Annotated in this window: 16 protein-coding genes; 5 read left to right on the top strand and 11 right to left on the bottom strand. The window is 59.6% G+C overall.

Annotated elements, in window-relative coordinates; translation table 11 throughout:
• Positions 1-147 precede the first annotated feature (147 nt).
• Positions 148-387, bottom strand: coding sequence for a hypothetical protein (locus AWB77_RS22015; RefSeq protein WP_061136540.1), 240 nt, complete (start codon positions 385-387; stop codon positions 148-150).
• Positions 388-757: 370 nt separating this feature from the next.
• Between AWB77_RS22015 and AWB77_RS22010 the strand changes: the two genes are divergently transcribed.
• A complete protein-coding gene (locus AWB77_RS22010) occupies positions 758-2,314 on the top strand; it encodes a methyl-accepting chemotaxis protein (protein WP_074168930.1) in 1,557 nt (518 codons plus the stop codon).
• 227 nt (positions 2,315-2,541) lie between these two features.
• On the opposite strand, the gene AWB77_RS22005 is transcribed toward AWB77_RS22010, so the two are convergent.
• The 6 genes from AWB77_RS22005 to AWB77_RS21980 all read right to left on the bottom strand — a co-directional run bounded on the left by AWB77_RS22005 (position 2,542) and on the right by AWB77_RS21980 (position 7,685).
• A complete protein-coding gene (locus AWB77_RS22005; protein WP_082852714.1) occupies positions 2,542-2,988 on the bottom strand; it encodes a response regulator in 447 nt (148 codons plus the stop codon).
• Positions 2,989-3,021: 33 nt separating this feature from the next.
• Positions 3,022-3,495 (bottom strand): hypothetical protein, encoded by a 474-nt coding sequence (locus AWB77_RS35965; RefSeq protein ID WP_157694870.1) that lies wholly within the window; start codon positions 3,493-3,495, stop codon positions 3,022-3,024.
• A gap of 388 nt (positions 3,496-3,883) precedes the next feature.
• Positions 3,884-4,750: a YsnF/AvaK domain-containing protein gene (locus AWB77_RS21995; RefSeq protein WP_061136536.1), complete on the bottom strand. Its 867-nt coding sequence runs from the start codon at positions 4,748-4,750 to the stop codon at positions 3,884-3,886.
• 78 nt (positions 4,751-4,828) lie between these two features.
• Entirely contained in the window at positions 4,829-5,278 is a 450-nt protein-coding gene (locus AWB77_RS21990; protein ID WP_061136535.1) for a YsnF/AvaK domain-containing protein, read from the bottom strand.
• 59 nt (positions 5,279-5,337) lie between these two features.
• Positions 5,338-6,054: a hypothetical protein gene (locus AWB77_RS21985; RefSeq protein ID WP_061136534.1), complete on the bottom strand. Its 717-nt coding sequence runs from the start codon at positions 6,052-6,054 to the stop codon at positions 5,338-5,340.
• A gap of 407 nt (positions 6,055-6,461) precedes the next feature.
• A complete protein-coding gene (locus AWB77_RS21980; RefSeq protein WP_061136595.1) occupies positions 6,462-7,685 on the bottom strand; it encodes a DUF2252 domain-containing protein in 1,224 nt (407 codons plus the stop codon).
• Between the two features lie 243 nt (positions 7,686-7,928).
• On the opposite strand from AWB77_RS21980, the gene AWB77_RS21975 reads away from it, so the two are divergent.
• On the top strand, positions 7,929-8,225 hold the full coding sequence (locus AWB77_RS21975; RefSeq protein ID WP_061136533.1) for a DUF6723 family protein: 297 nt from the start codon (positions 7,929-7,931) through the stop codon (positions 8,223-8,225).
• 232 nt (positions 8,226-8,457) lie between these two features.
• Here the strand turns inward: AWB77_RS21975 and AWB77_RS21970 are convergent, their stop codons facing one another.
• Entirely contained in the window at positions 8,458-9,978 is a 1,521-nt protein-coding gene (locus AWB77_RS21970) for a sensor domain-containing diguanylate cyclase (protein ID WP_244158604.1), read from the bottom strand.
• A gap of 381 nt (positions 9,979-10,359) precedes the next feature.
• The gene (locus AWB77_RS35960; RefSeq protein WP_157694869.1) at positions 10,360-10,536 is read right to left on the bottom strand and encodes a hypothetical protein; all 177 of its coding nucleotides are present in this window, start codon (positions 10,534-10,536) and stop codon (positions 10,360-10,362) included.
• A 286-nt stretch (positions 10,537-10,822) separates the two neighbouring features.
• On the opposite strand from AWB77_RS35960, the gene AWB77_RS21965 reads away from it, so the two are divergent.
• Positions 10,823-11,203, top strand: coding sequence for a Fis family transcriptional regulator (locus tag AWB77_RS21965; RefSeq protein WP_157694868.1), 381 nt, complete (start codon positions 10,823-10,825; stop codon positions 11,201-11,203).
• A 318-nt stretch (positions 11,204-11,521) separates the two neighbouring features.
• On the opposite strand, the gene AWB77_RS21960 is transcribed toward AWB77_RS21965, so the two are convergent.
• A complete protein-coding gene (locus AWB77_RS21960; protein ID WP_061136531.1) occupies positions 11,522-11,860 on the bottom strand; it encodes a response regulator transcription factor in 339 nt (112 codons plus the stop codon).
• A gap of 192 nt (positions 11,861-12,052) precedes the next feature.
• Positions 12,053-12,511, bottom strand: coding sequence for a response regulator (locus AWB77_RS21955; protein WP_061136530.1), 459 nt, complete (start codon positions 12,509-12,511; stop codon positions 12,053-12,055).
• Positions 12,512-12,821: 310 nt separating this feature from the next.
• On the opposite strand from AWB77_RS21955, the gene AWB77_RS21950 reads away from it, so the two are divergent.
• On the top strand, positions 12,822-13,094 hold the full coding sequence (locus AWB77_RS21950; protein ID WP_061136529.1) for an AbrB/MazE/SpoVT family DNA-binding domain-containing protein: 273 nt from the start codon (positions 12,822-12,824) through the stop codon (positions 13,092-13,094).
• A complete protein-coding gene (locus tag AWB77_RS21945) occupies positions 13,091-13,495 on the top strand; it encodes a type II toxin-antitoxin system VapC family toxin (RefSeq protein WP_061136528.1) in 405 nt (134 codons plus the stop codon). Before AWB77_RS21950 ends, AWB77_RS21945 begins: the two co-directional genes overlap by 4 nt.
• Positions 13,496-13,759 lie beyond the last annotated feature (264 nt).

The raw sequence follows: 13,759 nt of genomic DNA, 5'->3' as shown, positions 1-13,759 counted from the left end.
GGCGCTTTGCTTTTTCGTTCGGATCGCAGGACTTCGATCCTCGCAGCGCGACATGAACGCGCAACCTTGCATCATTTCCGGACGCGCGATCATCTCGCGAAGAATTCTCTTACTCGACACATGCTCGCAGGGTGGCGGTGATGTCTCTCAACGCAGGCAAAAATTGATTCGCTCGAGTAGCACGTCCCGGTGTTGAACGCTGGCGTCCCGGGAGTCATGGATCACCTGCAATACCCGCACGGCCAACGTAATGTCCAAGCCGTCCCGCGCCAGCTCATCGATGCGCTTCGTCTGTTGCCGAATGCGCGCGTCCGCGGCCTCGATGTTTGCGGTCACTCTCCCAAGAGATCGTCGCATCTCCTCAAATTTCGTCGTCGTATTTTGCATTTTCTGATTTGTGAGGAAGTTGCGCACCGCCTCACTTTAAACGCGCGACGCCATATAGACGCTGTCACTAATGCAAGCATATCGGTCGGTCTCTAACCACATACCACGGGATACGCACTATTGGTCCTTCAGCGGTGTGAGCAATTCGGGCGGCCGACACTCGGCTGAGAACGACTTGGCGGAAACGCCTCCGATATCGACGCATGAATGCTGACGCCTCAGGGGCAGGACCGGTCCGTCCCTTCAGATTTGGCCTTTCCCGCCGTAAATGGCGAGGAGCGCTTCCTTCAATGGCGCGCCCGGGTCCGCCAGTCGACTGGCCGGTCGGCATGGGCGGCAGCATCACGATTGAACAACCTGAGAGAGCAAAGTGACAATAAAAGACTTAACCATCAAGGCGAAGCTGACTGTTGGATTTGGCATCTTGACGATGCTGGCGGCGCTTGTAGCCGGCATGTCCCTGTACGCGCTGTCGACGGCGAAGAACGGGTTTGCGCACTACGTGAACGGCATCAACGCGCGAGCCGACGTAGCTAGTCAGATCCGCGCGGCGGTCGACCGTCGCGCGATCGCGGCACGCAACCTCGTGCTCGTCACCAAGCCGGCCGACGTCGATCTCGAGAAGTCTGAGGTGACGCGTGCGCACGAGGACGTGCAGGCGCGTCTGAAACAACTGCACGACATGCTCGCTACCGCGACCGACACGAGCGAGAAAGCAAAGAGCCTCGCAGCCGAGATGGCGCGCGTCGAGGCGCTGTACGGGCCGGTCGCGACGAAGATCGCCGGGCTTGCGCTCGCGGGAAGGCACGAGGAGGCGGTCCAGGCGCTCGACGATGAATGCCGCCCGCTGCTCGCGCAGTTGGTGAAGGCCACTGACGACTACGCGACCTACACGGCCACGCGTCGCGAAGACATCGTGCGCGAGCACGAAGCCAGTTATCGAGTGCAGCGCGCCGTGTTGATCGCCCTGTGCGCGGTGGCGGCGCTCGTCGCGATAGGTGCGTGCGTCGCGCTCTTGCGCTCGATTACGGCGCCTATTGATGAGGCGGTCGGCATCGCGCAGACGGTGGCGCGTGGCGATCTGACGAGCCGCATCGTGTCCGAGCGGAAGGACGAAACCGGCGACCTTCTACGGGCGCTCGCTACGATGAACGCGCGCCTCACCGAAACCGTCAGCCGGGTGCGTGAAAGCAGCGGGGCGGTGGGCGGGGCGGCCAAGGAGCTCGTGACCGGCAATACCGATTTAAGCCAGCGCACCGAGGAACAGGCGGCGTCGCTTCAGGAGACGGCGGCGAGCATGGAGGAACTGACGTCCACGGTGCGTCAGAACGCCGAGAACGCGCAGCAGGCGAGTACCCTTGCATCGAACGCTTCGGAGATTGCGAGAAAGGGTAGCGATGTGGTCGGCCGCGTCGTCGACACGATGAACAGCATCAGCGAAAGCTCGGGCAAAATCGCGGAGATCACCGGGATCATCGAAGGCATCGCGTTTCAGACGAACATTCTCGCGCTCAATGCGGCGGTCGAGGCCGCGCGGGCGGGCGAGCAGGGCCGAGGCTTCGCGGTCGTGGCGGGCGAAGTGCGTAGCCTCGCGCAGCGTTCATCGACGGCGGCGAAGGAAATCAAGGAACTGATTGCCGACTCCACTAACAAGGTGCGCGGCGGCTCCGTGCTCGCGGGCGAAGCCGGGACGACGATGGCCGCAGTCATGCACGCCGTCGCGCGCGTGACGGACATCATGCAGGAGATCGCGGCGGCGTCGGCGGAACAGGGACGCGGCATCGAGCAGGTGAATCAGGCAATCACGCAGATGGACGAAGTCACGCAGCAAAACGCTGCACTCGTCGAAGAAGCGGCGGCTGCCGCGGAGTCCCTCGAACAGCAGGGACGGAACTTGAATCAGGCTGTCGCATTCTTTTGTGTTTAGTCGAGTTCGGGACGTTTGTGTGGAAAGTGCGCTACAGAATGGGCGCGGAGGTCGGTGCAAATTGGTGTGGTGGCGGGCGACTGAGATTCGAGACCGTCGCCCGGTGACGGTGGCAGGTGCCGAAGAGCTCTTGAAGATGCTGCGGCTTCGAACGCCGCAGCGTGAATCGTCACCGCGCAGCAGTTGAGAAGTTGAGAAGGGTGAGCTGATCGCGTATTCCGTGGGACCTACCCGAACACCGGGGCGACATGCTCAATGAGATCGAGCAGCGGGCGGATCGAGGTACCTTTCCGACAAAAGGCGTCGATTTGTGCTTGCTTGCCACGGTCGACGACGTCCGCCTCGGGCAGAGAGGTATAGGCGATGATGGGTGTGTTCGCAAATCGGCTCGAGCCGCGCATGGCCGAAGCCACCGCGTACCCGTCGCACGCAGGCATCTCTATGTCGAGGATCACAACATGTGGCGTCCAGGCTGCCGGCGTCTCGAAAGCGGCCTCGCCCCCAGCTACGACCGTCGCTCGGTAACCCTCAATGACAAGCACCGCGGCTAATGCCTGCGCACCCGCAGGGTCGTCGTCGACAATGAGCACGACAACCGGCGGCGAAACACTCGCGAAAGAACGATCGATCCAGAGACCAGGCATTGAGAACATGACGGGGTTTAACAGAGTCATGTTCAGCTTTTAGCAACGGGTATGCCCTTACCTCTATGGGTGCACGAGGGATTTAATGTAGTGGACGGGTAACGCCCGTGCTGCGTCGTGCCGTGCGGCTGCTTCCGTGGGAAACGCTCGGGCAGACTGTCCGACCACGAGCGTTGAACCCTCCGTATGCAAAAGCGCGGCCCAGACCCAGCCGCCCGGTTGGCGTTCCAGTGCGATTTCGAACAATTGCGACATCTCGCACCTCCTATCTACAGAATAGACGAGCCTGATGCAAGAGATCGCTTCTGCTGTCGAACCGCTGGGTTGCAGGCGGGCGTGAATCAAAACATGCAGAGCGCCGGCACCATCACGATGCGGCAGCGCTTCTATCGCGATATCGGGCACGGACTTGTCTGGAAATATGCCGAATGGGCGGAATAATTCCGACCCCGCCTTCGTCTGCGGTACGGCGGCACGTATTGGCACGGCATGGGAGATGCTCAGTGAAAGTGTCATCTGAAAAAAAGAGACAGCCATGAATCAGATCTCGTACTTTTTAGGCGCTCTCCTTCTCACGGTAGGTGCGACCGCGGCCGCGCAGAACACTCAGACCGCGCCGACACCTGCGGCCCAGCAGGGCGCGTCTGCCGCTGACCAGCCAAGCCGAGGCGCTTCCGCGGGGGCAAGCAGCCCGAGCGGGCCCACGCTGATGCAAGAACGAGAGAAAGGAATGGCGCCAGACGGGAAGAGTGGCGTGAATGGAAAGGCGACCGGAAAAATGAAGCAGAACTAGAGCGACGTTGCGTCGAACTGGTCCTGTGAGGATTGAGGACCGCGCTCGTCGAAGCCAATGCGAGCGCGCCCATTCTTTGCCGAAAACCGGACGGCGGGAACTGCGCCAAAGTTCCCGCATCGCGAAGCTATTTCAAAGAGGAGGCTGCTTGGCCGGTGGGACGACGGAACCGTCCTCCGAACCCGCCGTTCTTTCCACGTCAACCTCAGTCCCACGCACCGTATCGTTGATGGTTTCCGTTCTGGTCGAGGCTTCCTTACCCACCACGACCTCTTCGACCACCCGCGCAGTTTTGGCAACCACGGGTTGCTCTTGTGTCTCGCGGATTTCCACAGAGCCTTCCGTGAGATCGGCGGCGGTTGCCGGGCGGTCCACGGCCTTGCGCTCGATGGTCGCGTGTTCTTCCCGTAGATTGACGGTTTCGCTGACCGGTGTCTCCGTCACGCGCGAGTAGATACGGACGCCGCCTGTCTGCACTTCGCGCTTGCCGACTTCTAGCGACTCCTGAACCACTGGAAACGCCTTGCGCTCCGCCGCTATTTCGTCGGCAGTGTAGGCCGGTGCGTTTCGGTCATAGCCGGTGTAACCGGTGCTGCGCCACTGCGCGACACGCGAGTCAATGTTAACCGCGCCCGCGGCATAGAGTGCGTCCCTCACGCGCTCGACGGCTGTCTCGTCATTGACGTCCACGGAAAGCAATGCGCCGCCGCGTCGAACTGCTTCATGATAGTGACCGACTTCTTCAGGCTCGTCGCTGCTGCCGAACAACCTTTTAAAGAAGTGCTCGATGCCGCCAACGACTCCTTCGTGAGGGCGGTCTCCCGCTGTCTCACTCGTAACGGACCGCGTCGTCGCATCGTCGCTTAGGCCGGGCGTGGCGCCGCTATTCGAGCTATGTACTTGCATATCTGCGCGGGCGATGCCTTCTGTTTCCAAGCGGCTTTGAGCGCGCTGCGCATCCTCGAACGAATTAAATACACCGATGACTGTCTGTACCATTTTAATTCTCCGAAACGGGCATAAACGATTTATGGGAGTCTGCGCAAACGCACGACGCAATGAGCGTTCCGGTTCCTTTCAGGGCTTGTCAGCGAGTTCCTGCTTCCACGGACCGTCCCGGCCGTCGCGGCGCTCGATTACAAGCTCTTCAGAGTTCGTCAGCACCTGATGGATCACGTCTTCTTGAACCTCGGTCGTTTTCACGTGCACTTCCTCCTTCAAGGTCAATTGCATTCGTACGACGGGAACGTACTCGTAGATCGGGATGATGAGCGTGTCGCCTGCGCGCCGCGGCTCCTCGCGCTCATCCACCGGCCGGTTCACCGGAAAGCGTTTAACCTCGACCTGCTGATTGCGCACGCGCAGCGGGACAGCGTGCATTTCTTCATGGACGACTTTGCGCACCCGCACGGCGCCGGTTTCAACTGTTTTGACATCAACCGCGATCTCTTCCTTGACCGCCGACACGCGCACTGCGTCGGACGCGTCGGTCGTGGATGCGGCATTGAACGGCTCTTGGTCAGGCATCTGTTTCCCCTAAAGTGCGACACGTTCGGACGGTGGCCGGGTATCGGAAAGCGGCTCAATCAAAGACGACCACGTTCCGGCACTGCCCGGCTGCGCACCGGCGGGGAACTGCCGCCTGTTGCCGTACCGCCGCTTTCCTCAAAGGGCGGCTGGTGGCGAAAGCCTGCACCGCCCGAGACGATGGCGATGATCCCTCCGACAATGAGCGCGGCGAAAGAGAACCAGCTCGCTCGTGCGACGCCTCGTGCCGCACTATCCGCCGCTTCGCGCGCCGTCTGCTCGGACTGCGGACTTGAAGCGGCCGACGCTGCGGAGGCAACTGCCGCTTGGACCTGCTGCTTGGCGGAGTCCACGATGGACGGGGTCGTGCCAGATTGATTTGCGGCCGTTGCGCTGACCTGTGCGGTCGTCGCGGCGACGCTTCCCGCAGTGCTGACCGCGCCGGTGATGAGGGACGTCATGCCGTACACAACGAGCAGCGTCATCACCGCCCACGACAACAGACCGTGAAGCCATCCAAGCACTGGCGCACAGCGGCCTGCGTAAGATGAGCCGACAAACACCGCCAGGACGGTAGTAACGATGACCCAAACCCCGGACCCGAAGCCGAACCCGTGCAATGGATCGGGCTTTGACATCGGTGATAGCAGCGATGCGCCAATGGCCGTGCCAAGCACGCTCATAATCAGGTAGACAATCATCGAAAGAATGACGCCGGCGATGATCGCCCCCCACGAAAGCCGGGGCAGTCCATCGCGAGTAGTGAGCAGCTTCATGGAATCATCCTAAAAGAGACGAGAACGCGCGCGCGTAGGCAGGCGGCTTCCCGTAATGCGCAACCTCTGTGCCTATCTGGCAGCGGGTAAGAACACGACCGAACGTCATCGGCGGCTACGGCTTGACGCTTATCAAATGAAAATCACTTTGTTGCCGACAAATTGGTTTGGAATGCTTGATACATATCCGACCCGATGAGCGGCCTCTTCCCGCGTTTTCCTTTAACCCTCGTAGGCGTCTTCCTACTGATTCAGCGGATGCGAGAAACGGGTGTGCTGCCCGATCGCGAAGTCCAAGGCGGGTGCATGCGATAAGACGAACCGACGGTGACACGTCGCGTCCGTTATACGCGACGTCCGACTGTCATCAAGCAGCATTCGGAGGAAAGCGCGACCCTGACAGTCTGTTAGCCAGCTGCTGCCAATGCATAGCGACGACAGTGTTCGAGGTAACCGACCTCGTGACTCCCGACTAATTCAAGGATGCTGCTCCAAAGCCACATAGGCGCATCCATCGATTTCGTTCTGGTGCGTTTCATTTCCGAGAGCCAGTTGCGGCGCGTTTCCTTGTCCATCTGCCGCGCATGTGCCCGTCCAACAATGAGGGCAAGATAACGGGCGACGCTCATCGCCTCGGTTTCCCCGACTTGCTCGATCTCGAGCTTAAGGTCCTGAGGCAACAGCTCACGCAGGATGACGGGGCGGCCTTGCAGGGTTGCCGATCTCATCCGCTCGCCCAGGTGAGGGGAGAGGTTGCGCGCGCCTTCCACGACGCGCTCCGCATTGTCACGCGGCATCACGACATCGGGATAACGTGGCGCTGCCGCCTTAACGCCTTCCTTGATGTCGATCAGGCACAAATCATCGCCGTCGATGACGCCCCCATCAACATCAAGTAGTACCGCATACCGGAGTCGTCCGAGGGAACTGCAGCCCTTCACCCAATAAGCCGCATCCAGTACGGTGACATTGCCCGTGTTCGGGCGACCACGTAGGCTTGTAGCCAGGCTCGCGATCGTGTCCTTTTCAAACAGCGCTTCAATCTGCGCGCGCTCGTCGCTGCTGATGGGCCAGAAGCGATCGCCCAAAGGAATGGTGGGCTGGATGTCCTCAAGCCGTTCACGCGCCAGGTGCTTCCAGGAGCGCCGTACCGCCTCACGCATCACGACACGCGCGACCTCGGGTCTCTTCGCCGCGTCCGCTTCCTGTGCCGATTGATCATCAAATGCTTCCGCGTAGCCGGCGAACAGCGCCTCAATCATGTTGATCGTCTTGACGCCAGGCAGAGCCGAGCCGCGAGCCGCGGTCGCAAGCGATAGTCCGAGCCGGATAAGGTCGTGCGCTGGGTTGCCAATAACGGTCTGATCCAGATCGCGAATTTGGATTTCAATGCGGCCGTTGGCGTCGGCGATGGGGCCGAGATTTCCGGTATGACAGTCGCCACAAATCCAGGTAGCGGGTCCATGGGGCAAGCTACGTATTTCCGCTTTTTCGAGCCAATCATAAAATTGGATCGTATTGCCCCGGACGTAAGCATGCGTGGAGCGGGCCATTTTCGCATTACGTTTGGCTGTCAGTAGATCCTGGCGGCTTTCAACTCCGGGGATCTTGAGCTTTCGTTTCTTGCGCATGGAGTCTATGTGCAGTTGGTTCAAGACCGACTTCAACCGCTGCTTGTAAGCGTTCGTGGTCGTAGGCATTACAACGCATGCTATGTGCCCATGCCCTGAAGACGAGCCGACCTATCGTCTCGTCACGCCGCAGACGGGCTCGTGAACTGAGAGTCGCCCTGACGAGCTTGATTGTGACGCCCGGCCGTAACAAGCCGGTGGAATATCGAGGTATTCAAACCGTGGAAACCGTGGAGCGTACGCATGAAGCAAGGTAGCAGTCGGCGTCCGAAGCTCGTTCTCTATCCAGCGCGCAACGCGTCGCCGATCCCCGGTTCCAGTCCAGCTGATTACCAGATTTATGCGTCTTACTACGGCTCGGCCGGAGGTGGGTTCTTTGGCAAATTGAAAGTCGTCCGGCAGACCGACGGCAGACTGCTGTATCCCTACGACGGCTCGGACACGATCGGGCCGTTTGCGACGACAGCGCAAGCCGTAGCTGCCGCACGAGCGCGGGGCGAAGAGATCATAAATGGCGATCTGCTTTCGCCTGAACTTTGATGCCTACGACTACCGAGCGATAGATAGACGAACAAGTTCGGGCGGAATTAAGAATCTTTCCTACGCGGTGCCGTCCCTAACGTTTTTAGCCGTTCTCCACGGAGTTTCGATGTTCGGAACGACGCAAGAAGGTGCCTCGGAGATGCTCACAACGGTGCCCCAACAGCGCGTGCATGCTGGCCGGTAGTCGAAGCATGTCCCAGCGCTCAAGTCGCGCATTCCGATTGCGCTATCAAGACAGCACGAACGCTGCGACCGTGTTCCGACCAGCGGTTTTCGCGTTGTACAGCGCCTCATCCGCAGCCTGGATGACGGAACTAACGTCGCTATCCTGCTCCGGAATCCAGCTCGCAGTACCGATGCTCGCGGTGACGCGCCCATATTCGCTGCCGGCGTGCTCGATCGCAAGTTCGCTGATGGCTACGCGGATCCTCTCGGCGATCTGCACGGCGCCGGTCCGCGGTGTGTCGGGCAGGACGACGACGAATTCCTCGCCGCCGTAACGGGCAGCTGTGTCCGTGGGCCGTCGCAGGTTGCCGCTGATGCACTGGGCGACGGCGGCGAGCGCATCGTCGCCGGCCTGGTGGCCATAGGTGTCGTTGTATGCCTTAAACCGGTCGATGTCGACGAACAGCAGGGAAAATGTGCTGCGCGTTCGACGCGCCCGGCGCCACTCCTGCTCAAGGATCTCGCCGAGCGTACGGCGATTGTTGAGACCCGTCAGACCGTCTGTTCTTGCGAGCATCTGCAGTTGCGACTCCGCGCGCATCCGGCGTCGCAGCTGCAAACTGAGCAGAATTGATAGCAGGACCAAGCCCAGGCCGAGTGCCCCCGTTAGTGAACCGATGACCAGCGCGCGAGTGCGCCACGCGGCATAAATATCCTGTTCCGCCTCGGCCACCATGATGATCAGCGGCACGTCGGGAAGGTTCTTGAAATAGTAGAGCCGTCGCACGCCGTCGATTGACGCCGTCTCAGAAAACGAGCCCTCGGGCGCACTACGGAACCGTCGAAAAGTTGCGGCCTGGCTAATGTTGCGGCCAATAATACGCATGTCGAATGGCTGGCGCATGATCATAATGCCGTCCTTGCTGATCAGGGACATCGAGCCATGCGGACCCAACTTCAGACCGGCGAACAGCTGGTGGAAATAGTCGAGGTTGATTGCGATTACCACGATGCCGCCAAACGAGCCATCCGGGTTTGAGATCCGACGAGTGAGCGCGATGCTGGGTGTGCCGCCGCGAAGCCGGGACGCGAACGGATCGCTGACATACAGCCCGACGTCCGGGTGGTCCCGATGCACTGTGAAGTAGGCGCGATCGGCAAAATTCCCTTTGCGCGGCAGATCGTTGATCGAATCCAGGATTACATTGCCGGCTGCGTCCATCACAAGCATGGAGCCAAGGAATTGGGCCGTCATCGCATGGTCGAACAGCACACCGCGCCGCAACGCGGGAGGTGCGGCCATCACGTCGGGTCGTTGCAGCCCCTGAATCACCGCTTGCAACGAGAGGTCATAGAGTTCGAAATTGCGTTTGATATCACGCTCGGCCACGAGACCAAGATTGCGCGAGGTTTCGCGGGCTCGGTCGAGCGCGTCCTGACGGCTTTCGTAGAGTACAGTTGCGCACAGGCCAACTAGCAGCAGCGCAATGATCGTCCCACCGAGGACGATTGCATGCGGCGCTGATAACGCATATTGTGCAAAACTGCCCGCCCGCCACAGAAGGTTTCTGTCTTGCTTTTCCACTGATCCTCCAGGGTTGGCCATTAACGGCATATGACCGACTCCCCGCGCGGGAGGCTGGACGGTTTAGAAAAATTGAACATCCGGGATCCCAGCAGTTTCCCCACTATTCGCACTAGTTCGTCCCCTGACCGTAATGCAGCGCCGGAAAGTAGGCTTCTTACGCTGCGCCGCACTGGTTAACGTGATGTCCGAGGTCACCGGGGGAAGCACCAGTGTCGGCAAACGGTCTTTCTCCGTTTATCGTCCAGACCAAGACAGACTTGAGCTCCGCGGAACGCTGCAACGCGACGGCGGCGTCAACCGTCGGCTCCTTATTTACTGCCTGACAGACGTCCCGGCCGTTGCGCCGGTCTGCGGCGAGCCCCCGTCGAGCCGCATCGATCAGCCATTCTTCGTTTGGCTCTTTTCGGCCGAGATCTCGGGCGACTGCGGATCTGTTCGCGCCTCATTCAATTCGCGCTCCCACATCTCCCACATTTTTTTATCGCTGCCACGATCGAGCAAAAAAGCCGCGAGCCAGATGCCAAGAAGCAGCAAAAGAGCGGTCGTCACTAGCATCGTCAACCCCTTACGAAGTCTTCCTTAAAGCGTTCTTCAAAAACGGCGGGTGAAATGGCGTAAGACCTTGCGATAATGGTAGCAAGTGTTGCTCCACGACGTGAGGCGTTGGCGATTGTTTTCAACTCAACGGGGACGTAGCAGCCTGTCCTGCTCGCTTCATCCGCGCCTCGCGTTTGCCGTTTAGGAAACCAGATTGGGAATTTGAGCAATGTCGTCGTCAAAGCGAAAACCGGGAAGCCGTGCAGGACACTCGCAGCTGCGCTCAAAGGTTATGCTGTTACCGATGCCTCAAAAGGACGCGGAAGAGATGGGACTTCAGTCTCGCCTCGCGTTCGAAGCAGTGCTTCACGGGAAAGCTTCGCGGCGCGATGTGCTAGGAGTGGTGCAGGCCACCCTATTGACCGGATTTATCACGGAAGCTGGGCATGGTTTGCTCGAGCTGGGCTTCATTCGCCAAGTCGAAGACGAGGTCTTGTCGATCCTTCACAGCGGCGAGAAGGATGCCACGTGGGAATTCTCCGAAGCGCTATTGACATCGCTCAGGCAGATCATCAACGAGCATGACCGCCAGCTTCGCGAAACCCGCCTGGGGATAGTGATCGCGGCGGTCCAAAAGCTCGACAGGCGTATCGCGTCTTCGTCGTCCAAGTTGTCCGCTGCCTAAAGCAATAAAAAGCTTTCTTAGCAGTGTTGGACGATCGCAGGCGACGCCACCGAAGCACCAGTCCGTCGACGGCCCACCGTGCCCTGTTTCCGAACCGACCTGTCATAAGATAAGGCCGCAGAGACGGACGATGAGTTCCTCGAAGATGAAGCAAGGCGAGGCGCCTGCCGAGAGGCGGGGACGGGTGTGACGGACCTGGGAGGGCTGCCCTTTCGCCCGGCAGCCAGCTGTCTGGGCTCAGACGGACGCTACCTGCATCTCGGCAGCTCCCGGCGTTCGGCCTATCGGTTGCGAATGGTATAGCGAACTGTCGCAAGTCTACAAGAGCAACTGCTCGAGTTCGTCCATACGCGGGGGCTCTAGAAGCCAGGCATCAATGCATCGCCGCTCTTTGTCGATGAGCTCATTACTTCCGGTAAGCGCGATGATGCGGGCCGACTGTGAACGGCCTTTTCGGATCTCCAGGCACACAGCGATGCCATCTGTATCCGGCAGCATAAGATCCAGAAAAACTATATCGTAGGTGTCTTCTGCGGCCTGACTTACTGCAGATTCACCGTTATAGGCGACGGCGCATGTGCGCCCAAGTGCTGACCCGAAAGCGCACAGCGCATCGGCGGTATCCTTTGAGTCGTCGACAAACAGAATCTTTTTCACTCCGTGCCTCAATACCATGCTGTCGGACGCAACGCATGGCGTGCGGTCGGGCGAGCGTTGAGTTCCCGCGGATATAAGTGTAGTGCCTTTCCCGCCGGCTCAAAGGCGGAATCAAGTTCGACTTCGATATCTGTCAGCGACGTGGGAACGGGAAACCCCCGGACGGTCGTCCCGTCTGAGCGCTGGCGACGGCTAACTGGCCTTTACGGCGTGCACTGAGGGCACATCACGCGTGAGCCTTGCAAGAAGCATCATCAACGGTTGGAGCAACTGACCCTTCTGGCAATAGGCGTCGAAGTCTGTTTCGGAAGCTTTTCGCCGAACAAAGTCATCGTCGTGCGCCGTCAACGCAACGATGATTGTCTCAGCCGTTCGAGAATCGTTTCGGAGGATCCTCGCGACCTGAAAACCGTCGATCTGCGGCATCGAGATATCGAGAAGCACGACGTCTGGCTGCCAGTCGCCTGCGGCCGCGACCGCGGCGCCGCCGCCGTACACGGGTTTTACTTCGAGCTCACAGAGCGCAAGGTATGCAGCTAGTGCGTCGGCTGCGTTACGGTTGTCGTCAACGATCAGGACGCGGGGGTCTCGGCCTATTACGGTCGTCGTCCGAGACGTCCAACGTCGCGCAAGGGGATGAAACGAGGGCACGGCGATCCTAAGTAAACTGCTAAACCATGCATCGAGTTTACCTCATTTCCTGACGTTCTGTTTTCGACCTCAGTGGTTCGCCGCTCACAAGTTGGCACTTGGCGGGCTGGGTTCCAGGAGGGAATGATCAGGGCCAGCATCGGTCCGGACACCGGGCGTGCGCCATTGTGAGCTGGCTACGCAAGCAGCAGGCATCACTGCAACTAACGATCGAAGTCGACGCCGCCTCCAAGAGCCGAGCGCGCCGTCGCGACCTTGACCTTATGGACGATGGCATATACAATTTGTATATACATAGAGAGGTCCAACTATGCCGATTCCAACGCGATCGATGCGGCCCAAAGAGGCCAAGCTGTTCCGCAATAATCGCAGCCAAGCGGTGCGTATTCCCGTCGAGTTCGAGTTGCCGGGTGATCGTGTTTTGATTCATCGCGAGGGCGACAAGCTCATCATCGAACCGGTGAAAACGCCCGCGAACATTCTGGAACTATTGGCCGAGTGGAGACAGGAGCCACCGCTTGGGCCCGAAGATCATTTTCCGGAAATCGACGATATGCCTGCTCGCCCCGAGGATATATTTTGAGCGGCTATCTGCTGGACACGAACATCATCAGCGACATGATCCGAAATCCTTTCGGGAAAGTTGCAAGTCATATCGAACAAATTGATCCAAAGACGATATGCACGAGCATCATCGTTGCGGCGGAATTGCGCTATGGATGCGCTAAAAAAGGCTCCGCGAAGTTGCTTGCCAAGGTAGACGCTGTCCTCGCAACAATTCCGGTATTGCCGCTAGATGCCCCCGCCGACGCAGAATATGGCGGCGTCCGGGCCGAGTTGGAGGCGGCAGGCCAACCGATAGGCGGTAACGATCTCTTGATTGGCGCTCACGCCCGTGCCTTGCGGCTCATACTCGTGACCGACAATACCAAAGAGTTCAGCCGTATTCGCGGACTCACGATTGAGAACTGGCTGGAACGATAGCTGACTGCAGGGTCTCCGTAGCACAACCACCCGCCGGGGGGGCGCGAGTCAAGGGCCTGACATAACGCCGACGTGTCGATTGCCGCGTTTGCAGAAGCAACGTGAGAATGTCGTGTTCGACATTTAAAAAAAGCCTCGCACGCGGCACACGACGGCGCTCGAAGATTGTGGGCCGCGATCTCGGTCGCCCGAGCTCCACGCCTCGAACCACGTCGCACTTGATCGTTTGCCAAACGATCGTTTGCGCCCATGTGCGGCCTTTCG

Source organism: Caballeronia fortuita, from assembly GCF_001544835.2.
Lineage (GTDB): Bacteria > Pseudomonadota > Gammaproteobacteria > Burkholderiales > Burkholderiaceae > Caballeronia > Caballeronia fortuita.
The sequence above is the reverse complement of the archived record's forward strand: the minus strand, read 5'-3'. Positions and strand labels throughout refer to the sequence as shown.

Coding starts and splice junctions, on each gene's coding strand:
- AWB77_RS21975 (WP_061136533.1), top strand. CDS start 7,929: ATGAAGCAAGGTAGCAGTCGGCGTCCGAAGCTCGTTCTCTATCCAGCG.
- AWB77_RS22015 (WP_061136540.1), bottom strand. CDS start 387: ATGCAAAATACGACGACGAAATTTGAGGAGATGCGACGATCTCTTGGG.
- AWB77_RS21985 (WP_061136534.1), bottom strand. CDS start 6,054: ATGAAGCTGCTCACTACTCGCGATGGACTGCCCCGGCTTTCGTGGGGG.
- AWB77_RS35965 (WP_157694870.1), bottom strand. CDS start 3,495: ATGGCTGTCTCTTTTTTTCAGATGACACTTTCACTGAGCATCTCCCAT.
- AWB77_RS22005 (WP_082852714.1), bottom strand. CDS start 2,988: ATGACTCTGTTAAACCCCGTCATGTTCTCAATGCCTGGTCTCTGGATC.
- AWB77_RS35960 (WP_157694869.1), bottom strand. CDS start 10,536: ATGCTAGTGACGACCGCTCTTTTGCTGCTTCTTGGCATCTGGCTCGCG.
- AWB77_RS21990 (WP_061136535.1), bottom strand. CDS start 5,278: ATGCCTGACCAAGAGCCGTTCAATGCCGCATCCACGACCGACGCGTCC.
- AWB77_RS21980 (WP_061136595.1), bottom strand. CDS start 7,685: ATGCGCAAGAAACGAAAGCTCAAGATCCCCGGAGTTGAAAGCCGCCAG.
- AWB77_RS21950 (WP_061136529.1), top strand. CDS start 12,822: ATGCCGATTCCAACGCGATCGATGCGGCCCAAAGAGGCCAAGCTGTTC.
- AWB77_RS21965 (WP_157694868.1), top strand. CDS start 10,823: ATGCCTCAAAAGGACGCGGAAGAGATGGGACTTCAGTCTCGCCTCGCG.
- AWB77_RS21995 (WP_061136536.1), bottom strand. CDS start 4,750: ATGGTACAGACAGTCATCGGTGTATTTAATTCGTTCGAGGATGCGCAG.